Annotated in this window: 7 protein-coding genes and 1 pseudogene; 3 read left to right on the plus strand and 5 right to left on the minus strand. The window is 71.9% G+C overall.

The window, feature by feature from the left end:
- Positions 1-430: 430 nt before the first annotated feature.
- Positions 431-1,408 (minus strand): hypothetical protein, encoded by a 978-nt coding sequence (locus tag ABZW30_RS45830; RefSeq protein ID WP_355677284.1) that lies wholly within the window; start codon positions 1,406-1,408, stop codon positions 431-433.
- A gap of 221 nt (positions 1,409-1,629) precedes the next feature.
- Complete coding sequence (locus tag ABZW30_RS45835; protein ID WP_355677290.1) at positions 1,630-2,538, minus strand: DUF2199 domain-containing protein; 909 nt, start codon at positions 2,536-2,538, stop codon at positions 1,630-1,632.
- 218 nt (positions 2,539-2,756) lie between these two features.
- Here ABZW30_RS45835 and ABZW30_RS45840 point away from each other — a divergent pair, with 218 nt between their 5' ends.
- Complete coding sequence (locus ABZW30_RS45840; protein WP_355677285.1) at positions 2,757-2,915, plus strand: hypothetical protein; 159 nt, start codon at positions 2,757-2,759, stop codon at positions 2,913-2,915.
- 340 nt (positions 2,916-3,255) lie between these two features.
- Here the strand turns inward: ABZW30_RS45840 and ABZW30_RS45845 are convergent, their stop codons facing one another.
- Positions 3,256-4,881: a hypothetical protein gene (locus ABZW30_RS45845; protein WP_355677286.1), complete on the minus strand. Its 1,626-nt coding sequence runs from the start codon at positions 4,879-4,881 to the stop codon at positions 3,256-3,258.
- A 381-nt stretch (positions 4,882-5,262) separates the two neighbouring features.
- Between ABZW30_RS45845 and ABZW30_RS45850 the strand changes: the two genes are divergently transcribed.
- Complete coding sequence (locus ABZW30_RS45850) at positions 5,263-6,189, plus strand: TIGR03620 family F420-dependent LLM class oxidoreductase (protein ID WP_355677287.1); 927 nt, start codon at positions 5,263-5,265, stop codon at positions 6,187-6,189.
- A gap of 250 nt (positions 6,190-6,439) precedes the next feature.
- On the opposite strand, the gene ABZW30_RS45855 is transcribed toward ABZW30_RS45850, so the two are convergent.
- On the minus strand, positions 6,440-8,026 hold the full coding sequence (locus ABZW30_RS45855) for a Na+/H+ antiporter (protein WP_355677288.1): 1,587 nt from the start codon (positions 8,024-8,026) through the stop codon (positions 6,440-6,442).
- Positions 8,027-8,204: 178 nt separating this feature from the next.
- On the opposite strand from ABZW30_RS45855, the gene ABZW30_RS45860 reads away from it, so the two are divergent.
- Positions 8,205-8,444, plus strand: coding sequence for a hypothetical protein (locus tag ABZW30_RS45860; protein WP_355677289.1), 240 nt, complete (start codon positions 8,205-8,207; stop codon positions 8,442-8,444).
- A gap of 246 nt (positions 8,445-8,690) precedes the next feature.
- On the opposite strand, the pseudogene ABZW30_RS45865 reads toward ABZW30_RS45860, so the two are convergent.
- A pseudogene (locus ABZW30_RS45865) lies at positions 8,691-8,787 on the minus strand (lytic transglycosylase domain-containing protein); the annotation flags it as partial.

Consider the following 8,787-nt stretch of genomic DNA (forward strand, 5'->3'; position numbering starts at 1 on the left):
CCCGGGTATGCCCCCCCCGGCCCGGGGCCCGCGCCACCCGCGCGGGCACGGGCCCTGTCGCGGTCGTGCTGCCCGCTCTGCGCCGTCCGCCCTCGGGCGTCAGCCCCGACGGCTCGCGCATCCACGCGCATACTCGGCGGCCGGCCGGGCGGCCGTCGCCTCGTCCAACGACGCCGGCCGGGCCGAATCGGCGTCGTGGGCCAGATCGGCCCGCTCGACCGGCACCGCGCCGGGCGGCCGATGGTCAGCCGGACGTCGCCGCTGTCGCCGGGCGCAGCGGCGCGGTCCTGGCGCGCACCAGGTCCGAGCTCCTCGTCAAGGCGCTGACAGCGATCGCACGCTACCTCGACACCACGGTGGGCTGAGGCGGGCGGCAAGCCGGCACACCATCAGCCGTGGTGCCGTACCCGGCCACAGGTGTCCTGCCGGTTCAACGCCCGTACGCCTTGCGGCAGATCTCGACCAGGCCCGGCGGCAGGCCGACCTTGCCGCTCTCCGCGCAGACGTCGACCGGCACCGTCGGCTGCGGCCCGGCGGGCGACGGCTGCCCGGCGGACCGCGCGGGCCGGACCGGCGGCTGAGAGGGCACGCCGGCCGGGGTCCGCGCAGGCCTCGGCCGGGAAGGGACAGCCGCGACTGCCGACCGGCCGGGCGGGCGGACAGACGCCTCGTCGGCGCCCGCGCCGTCGGACTCCCGGTCCTGCTCCGGCGGCCGGACGGACGGCTGGGCCGGGGAGGGATCCGACGCCCGGCCGGACGGCTGGGCCGGGAAGGGCTCCGGCGCCCGGGCCGCGGGAGGACGGACGGACGCGGCGCTCGGCATCCCGGCCAGGGCCCGCAGCACCGGGGCCGCGGCGAGTTCCACCCGCTCTGCGGCGGACGCGGGCCGGTGCCGCTCCTCGGCCGCCAGCTCCACCGCCCAGCAGGACAGCACCCCTGCGACCGCCGCCACCACCGCGCACCGGCGCGCAGCCCGGCCGGCCAGCAGGGCGGCGGCCCGTGATCGCGCGGTGGGCCGACCGGCGGCAGCGGCCTGCCCGGCGAGCGCCCAGCACGCGCGGGCGTTGATGATCGCCGGCCGGACAGCGCCGGCGCCGGTGAAGGCCCACGCCGCAGCCGTCCGCTCGTAGAGGTCGGCGGCGCCCCGGTGGTCCCCGGCGCGGTGGGCCAGATAGGCCCGGACCTCCTGGACGGCCGGGGCGTCGGAGTGCTCGGCGCCCTCGGCGTCCAGCACCGCCTGATGCAGCTCGGCGGCGAACCGTCCGGCCTCGGCGAACTCGCCGCCGACGGCCGCCGCCCTGATCCGGCCCAAGGCCGCGGAACGCTCGGGCGAGAGCACCCCCGCGTCGGCACCGATCAGACACAGCGGCACCGACACGGCCGTGCCGGGCTCCTCCGTACGGACCATCGGACCACCTCCCTTCACGGACCAACGATGGCAGGGCGGAGCGCCGCGAGGCCGCAGCGCCACGGGTGTTCATCGGCCGTGCCCCGGTACCCCACAGGATCTCCGGTGGCTGTCGGCCCGGCTCCACGGTCGGTCGGCCCGTTCCGGGCAACCGCGATGACTGCAAGGCGTGGACGGAGTCGGGTGTCCGAGGCCTGAACCCGTGGCGGTGGCACGGACCGTCAGCCGGTCACCGAATCCTCACTGCGGACCGACCGCCAGACATGCAGCGCCCACGCGAGGTCGTCCGGCTCGTCCCACATGCAGACGACCCCGGCCGCGGTGCCGTTGCGGTGCACCGTGAAGCCGTACAGCTCGTACTGAGTGCGGCCGTCCGGTGTCGAGACGGCCCAGAATGCGTACCGGATCCCGTCCGGGGTGTCCTCGGTGATCTGCTGCTCCGGCGGCACGGCGGGTGCGCCGCTCACCAGGGCGGCGAGGAAGTCCTCGGGGCTGCGCCGGATTCGGTCGGAGAACACGTCGGCGTGCACGGTACGGCCGGGTGCCAGGAACCGGTGTGTGCGGTCGACGACGCGGGCGGAGAGCCCGCTGGTGCGTTCGATGGACCAGTGCTCGTTCAGCGGGGTGCGGACGGGCACCGGCAGAGGGTGAGCCAGGCGGCAGAGGACGTCGTCGCGGTCCCAGGTGGTGGTGAGGATGCGGCGGAGCAGCTCGTCGTCACTGTGGTCGACGTACGGGATCTCGTCGGGGCTGCGCACCACGACGGTGGCCGGGGCGTCCCGGAGGTCGTCGCCCCAGGGCTTGATCGCGTTGGCCATGGTGCCCCGGAGGGTGAGTTCCCGGTAGGCCGGGTCCTCCCAGATCCGGTGGGCGTGGTCCAGGTCGTCGTCGCTGATCCGCAGCCAGGTGCCCAGCACGAGCTCGGTCCCGCCGGTGAGCCGAACCGGCAGCAGGCAGCGGATGAAGCTTCCCACGCCGTCGACCCGCAGCAGAGCGGCGACCCCGACTTCGTGCCGGGCCTCCTGCGGGACCTCGAGCGCGGCGTCGGGCAGCCCGAAGCGGGCATCGATCCGTTCCTCGTCGGATATCGGGGTGCCGCAGCACGAGCAGGCGGGAGCAGGGTTCGCGATCCGAAGGGGCGGACTTCACAGCCCGGCCGACGCTCCGGGGGCCTGAGATCCCCGGCCGCCGCCGTTCACCTGTTCGAGGGAGACGCCGCGCCAGCGATGGCACCGCCGACTCTTGCCGCCTAGCTTGTTTACGGATCACTGAGGGTGGCCGCCGGTTACACCACGCCACCGGACGTGACCGACTGGGAGATAACGAACGACACAGAAAGGAGCCTGGCATGCCGCAGCCCTGGACCGAGGACCGCCGGTACAAACCCGGGGAGCAGGTCGAGTTCGACGGAGTCGTCTACAAGGCCAACAGGCCCATCCCCCCTGGCGAACTGCCCGGCGAGGACCGCCAGTTCTGGACGCCTGTCGGTAATGCCGACGACGAGTGACGACGTGCTCAGGACCCGGGCCCGAGTACGGGGGCCGGTCGTCGGTCTCTGAGAGTCGGACCAGCCCCTCGCGGGCCGGGCGAGCGTTCCGTCCTTGTGACGCGACGTAGTCCGGGACGACGGGTGACCGCATGCCGTGGCCGCGGTCTCGGCGCCGGTCACCCGTCGTCCCGGGCCGTCGCGATCCAGCCGTCAGGGGAAGCCCGCAGCGCGGGCGCCCCTGACGGCTGGATCGCACAACTGGCCGGCCTGTGGGGCACCCGCTACCCGGCACGCGGCAAGTCCATCCGGGCCGAACAACGGCTGCCGCTGTCGCAAGCGGTGCCGTCCGCCGAGGGTGTCACCCGTGGCGGTGGTGGTCGCAGCAGTCGGAGAGCTGGAAGGAGGCGATACGGGTGTTCCAGTTCCCGGTGCCATCGGCCGGTTGGTACTGGTTGGTGTACCAGAACGTGCAGTCGTCCACCGGGTCGATCGCCATGGAGGTGTAGTCACCCCAGCGGTTGCTCCCGGTCTGGGAGCCTGTGCCGGTCCACACGGTGGTCTCCCGGAATGTCATCACGTTCCGCGGGTCGTGCGCCAGGCGTCCGGTGACGCGGATCGCGGGATGGTCCTGGGAGGACGACGACGAGTATCCCAGGGCGATGTCGCCCTCCTTGTCCTGGGCCGCGGAGCCCATCCACCGGTACGTGGACCCCGGAGCGTAGGTGCTCTGCTGATGAACGACCGGTCGGCCGTGGTCCAGCCGCAGTTCGTACCAGCGCACCCCCACGCCGCCGGGCGCGTCGACCGCGTGGTTGACGACCAGGGACTGGTGGTCGCCGAAGTTGCGGTAGGCGAGCCGGTACATGGCGGAGTAGGAGAGCGAGTCCAGTTTCTGGGTGGTACCGGCCTGGGGGACGCAGTGGGTGGGATCAGTGCTCTCGCAGGCCGGGGTGTAGGGGGCCACCGGCAGTTCGCCCGGGCCCGTGACGGTGGTGCGGGTCTGGTCTTCCCAGTCGACGTGGAACCGCCAGTACTGCAGGCTGTCGTCGGCGGGGTTGAGGGCGAGCAGCAGGTTGGGTTGGCCCTGCGGGGGTGGGGTCGTGCCGTCGAGGTCGGAGCTGAGCGGGAAGCTGGGTACCGGGACGTTGTAGCACTGCTGGTCGGCGTCGGCTCCCCGCAGCATCCTGTGCCGGTCCCAGGCGCACGCCTCGAAGACCGTCCCGTCGCCGGTGAACGTCGCGTAGTAGGCGTCCGGCCACACCGCGACCTTCGGGTGGTCGATGAAGTGCTGATATCCGAACTCATACCGGTAGTACTCGCCGGTGGCGTCTTCGGTGCTGGAGACGGCCACGCACAGCCGGTTCGTGTTGCCTGTCTGGTCGAGGGCGAACTGGTTGAGGATCCAGCGGTGGGCCAGGGAGTCCCAGCGGACCACGGGATCCCCGATGTCGACGTTCTGAGCGGTCTCGCACGGTCCACCGAACCCGCGGAACAGGGTTTGGGTCGTCAGTGGGCCCAGTTGCGTGGCACCGGTCTTGGAGTACACCGCGAGGTCGTAGTTGGTGATCTCCACGATCTGGTGGGAGCCCACCGAGGCGTTGGGGTCCGGAGGGACGCCCCCGGCTTCCCGGATGCCGTCGAAACTGACGCCCAACTGGATCGGGCCCCGGCCGCCGTCGCGGTCCTGCACCACCCGATCCGGACGGGCGGCCTTGGTGAGGGACGGGTCCGGCACCTTTCCGGAGGGTGTGACGCCGGGGGTGGGCCGGTGCTCTCCGTGTTCCTGCCACAGGTCGCGCAACGGTGGCGAGGTGTCATGGTGCAGCGCGGGTCCGGAGTCAGGGGACCGAGGAGCCTGCGCGTGGCCGGCCGGCTTGGGTACGGCTCCGGCGGCGGGCGTGGCGGACCACGCCGGGGCGGCCACCAGCGCGGCTCCCATCGAGGCGACGGCGACGATCGAACGCAAGGCACGGGATACGTGCATCAATCCTCCGAGCGGGTCGGTGAGCCGACCCGATCGGCCGTCCGGTGACGGCATCGTCCGAGGCACCCCCACCCGCGTGCGGCGGCTGTCGCGACCTCCCAGCGCCCCCGGGGCGCGCCGGGCACGTTTCCAGGCCACAGTATGAGGGCGGGCGACTCATCTGCGGGTGTGGCGAAACCCAGTTATCCACCTCGTCCGCCCGACGTCGGGGTGATCGGTGCCGTGTCGGGCGCGGCTCAGCCGTATGGCGCTGCCCACATGACGGCCGTTCGAGAACTCACCGCTGCGTCGCATATCGTCATGATGAGGCTGATCTCGCGGTGAATTGAGGAAGTGTCAGGCTGCTGTACCCAAGCCCAGGAACAGTGCGGAGTACACCCCATGGCTGAACGCGTCACCACCTTGCCCACGGACCTGCCCGCGTTCAAACAGCGCCTGGGCCGCACCGGGGTATGGCTCGTGTCGTTGTCCGCGGTGACGGCGGACGAGGAGCGGCGTGCCGTCGCCGCCATCGAGGACCTCGGCTACGGGACGCTGTGGATCGGCGAGCCCCCCACCGGGAAGGAGGCGCTGACCCATGCGGCCCTGCTGCTGTCCGCAAGCCGGCGCCTGATGGTCGCCACCGGGATCGCCACCATCTACGGACGCGACGCGACGGCGGCGGTCAACGGCGCCAGAACCCTGCACGAGGCATGGCAGGGCCGTTTCGTGCTCGGCCTCGGCGTCAGCCACCGGCCTCTCGTCCACGGCCGCGGACACGACTCCAGCACACCGCTGTCCGACATGCGGGCCTACCTGGACGCGATGGATGCCACGCCCTTCGACGCACCGGCCCCCGAGCCGGTGCCCCGCGTGCTCGCCGCGCTGCGCCCGAAGATGCTGAAGCTCGCCGCCACCCGGGCCCAGGGCGCTCACCCGTACTTCGTCACACCCGAACACACCCGCCGAGCCCGCGCAACGCTCGGCCCCGACCCGCTGCTCGCCCCCGAGCAGGCCGTGGTGGTCGACACCGACCCCGAGCGGGCGCGCGCCACCGCCCGCGCCTACGCGGCCGTCTACCTGCGGCTGCCCAACTACCTCAACAACCTGCGCGAACTGGGCTTCACGGACGCGGACTTCGACGACGGAGGCAGCGACACACTCATCGACGCGGTCGTCCCCTGGGGCGACCCGGAGACGCTGGCCGAGCGCATCCGGGAGCACTACCGAGCCGGTGCCGACCATGTCGCCGTGCAGCCCATCGCCGATACCCTGCAGCAGCAACTGCAAGACCTGCGCCTCCTCGCCCCCGCCCTGATGCCCGGCTGAACCCGCAGAGCAGCCGTCGGTCGGCGCTCACGGACGCTCGGGAAACCCTTGCGGGTCCAGGCCGGGCGGGCGCTCGGCGCGGGCGTCCCGGGGGCGTTCCTGGTCTCGCGGCGGGCGGCCTCGCCTCGCGCTCGGCGGGAAGGCGTCTCTCCCACCACAGGTCGTGCTCGAAGGAGAGCGGGCGATAGCGGAGCCGCATGTTGCAGCTCCGCCCGATCCGGACGCGGGTATCGCTTGCGGCACGGACCCGTCAGTCGCGGGCACGGAGGCTGGCTTCCTCGAGGTCGAGTTCGCGCTGGATCCGGCGCCGGGTGGCGTTGCTGATCGTGTTCGCTTCGTAGAGGCGCTGGAGCTCGGCCGCCTCAATGCCGATGAGTGTCCGGCGTATCTCGCGGTAGGCGTCGGCGGGACGGGCGTCCGGGTCGCTGTAGTGGGCGTCTTCCGCTTGGTGGATGCGCGCTTCCAGATCGCGACGAGCCTGTTTCAAGGCGGCCTCGGCGGCGGCGCCCAGTTCGGCGAGTTCATCCAGATCGCCGAGCTGTTTGAGCTCTTCGAGAGCGGTGTGGGCGATGTGTCGGCGGGTCCGGGCCTCCTCGCGGGCGGTGTGCTCCGGTTCCAGAGCGATGCCCGAGCGGCGGACGACAGGAGCGAGGGTGAAGCCCTGGAAAACCACGGTGAGCGCGACGGTCCCGGTGGTGAGCGTGAGGATGAGCGCCCGGTGCGGCAGCGGCGCCCCCGTGTGGGTGACCAGGGGGATGGAGAGCGCGGCGGCCAGCGGCATGACGCCTCGGGTGCCCGCCCAGGACAGGACGGCCGGGACGCGCCAGGAGAGACGACTGTCGCCCTCCTTGTGCCGGTAGTGGATCAGGGCGGACAGCGGGAAGATCCACAGCAGGCGGATCGCCAGCACAGTGAAGGCGATCACCGGCACCCACAGCGGCCAGCCGTGCTCGTCGTGCGCGAGATGACGGACGGCGGAGGGGAGCTCGAGACCGATGAGGGCGAAGACGACGCTCTCCAGCAGGAAAGTCAGGGTGTCGTAGACGGCGTGGATCTGGAGACGGATGGGGGCGTTGCCGAGCTTGTGGCCGGTGCTGCCGAGGACCACCCCGGCCACGATGACGGCGGTCACGCCGGAGGCGTGCGAGTCCTCCGCGATGACGTACGAGGCGTACGGGGTGACCAGTGCGATGACGGTCTCCAGCACGGGGTCCTCGGTCCGTCTACGGATGAGGGTCACCACTGCGGCGACCGCCGCGCCGATGAGGGCTCCCCCGCCCGCGAGGATCAGGAACTGCTCGACGGTCCCGGACACGGTGATGGCGCTGCCGGAAACCGCGGTCGCCACGGCGACCTTGTACAGAACCAGCGACGTGGCATCGTTGAACAGGCTCTCAGCCTGCACCATGGCCTGCACGCGCGGTGGGAGGGACAGGCGCCGGCCGAGTGCGGTAACGGCCACGGGGTCGGTGCTGGCCAGGACAGCGCCGAGGATGAACGCGGTCGCGGTGGTGAGCGGGGTGATCGCTCGGGCGACGTACCCGACGGCGACGGCCGAGGCCAGGACCAGACCGAAGACCAGGCCGGTCACAGGCCGCCACACGCTGCGCAGGTCGCGGACGGAGATTTCCCCGGCCGAGGCGTAGAGCAGTGGCGGCAGCACCAGCACGCTGATCACGTGAGGCGGCAGGCGGACCTCGGGAACCCAGGGTATGAGCCCGACGACCAGACCGGCGATGACGAGGAGCGAGGGAGCGGGCAAGCGCCAGCGCCGGGCACCGGTCGCCACGGCCGTGGCCAGGACCACGAGCAGCAGGATGACGGTCAGGCCAGTCATGCAGCGTCCCCGGTGGGTTACGGCTTGTTACCCCCCTCTGACCAGGTGCTCTTATCAACGTAACCGGATTACGGACCTCCGGCCCACCGCCGACGGCGGAATCGGCGACAAGGACCGGCTCCCTGGGCGGCGTACGGTGAAAAACGGCTACCCGAATCTCCCCGAGAGGAGGCACGCCATGTCGACTTTCATCCGTCGGGCACTGGTCACCGTCATCGCCGCGCCCTTCCTGGCCTCAGCCGCCATGGTGTCGCAGGCCGCCGCCTCGCCGCCCGTCCCCAAGGCGGTGACAACCGCCACCGCGCACCCCGACGTTCCGGCGTACTCCTGCGCCACGCTCAAGAATTGGCTGGACAACCACAAAGCGAACACGCCGGAGTGGCGCAAGGTTTCCCTCATGTGGTCGGAGCAGTGCTGATAGTCACCTGCCCGCACCCGACGGAGCACATCGCCGCAGGGGCCCGGCCGTCGGCGTCAGCGTGAGGTCGGCCAAGCCGTCCTCCGCCCACGCACACGCGCGGCAACCGCGACAGGGCCCGTGCCCGCGCGGATCGCGCGGGCACGGGCCCTGTCGGGTCATCCCAGTGGTCCCTGTCCGGCCCCCGGGGTGAGGGGGAGGGTGGTCAAGGTCGCGGGTGGAGCTTCGGCGAGCCGAGGGGTCGGTTTAGTACCAGTGGTGGGTCTGCCAGAACGCCCAGGCGGCGTTCGGGCTGCCGTAGCGGGTGTTCATGTAGTTCAGCGCCCACTTGATCTGGGTGCGC

This window comes from Kitasatospora sp. NPDC004669 (genome assembly GCF_040609455.1).
Classification (GTDB): Bacteria; Actinomycetota; Actinomycetes; order Streptomycetales; family Streptomycetaceae; genus Kitasatospora.

What these genes read in the sequence shown, in the direction of transcription:
- ABZW30_RS45830 (WP_355677284.1), bottom strand. Translation starts at nt 1,408, where the DNA reads ATGGTCCGTACGGAGGAGCCCGGCACGGCCGTGTCGGTGCCGCTGTGT.
- ABZW30_RS45840 (WP_355677285.1), top strand. Translation starts at nt 2,757, where the DNA reads ATGCCGCAGCCCTGGACCGAGGACCGCCGGTACAAACCCGGGGAGCAG.
- ABZW30_RS45845 (WP_355677286.1), bottom strand. Translation starts at nt 4,881, where the DNA reads ATGCACGTATCCCGTGCCTTGCGTTCGATCGTCGCCGTCGCCTCGATG.
- ABZW30_RS45850 (WP_355677287.1), top strand. Translation starts at nt 5,263, where the DNA reads ATGGCTGAACGCGTCACCACCTTGCCCACGGACCTGCCCGCGTTCAAA.
- ABZW30_RS45855 (WP_355677288.1), bottom strand. Translation starts at nt 8,026, where the DNA reads ATGACTGGCCTGACCGTCATCCTGCTGCTCGTGGTCCTGGCCACGGCC.
- ABZW30_RS45860 (WP_355677289.1), top strand. Translation starts at nt 8,205, where the DNA reads ATGTCGACTTTCATCCGTCGGGCACTGGTCACCGTCATCGCCGCGCCC.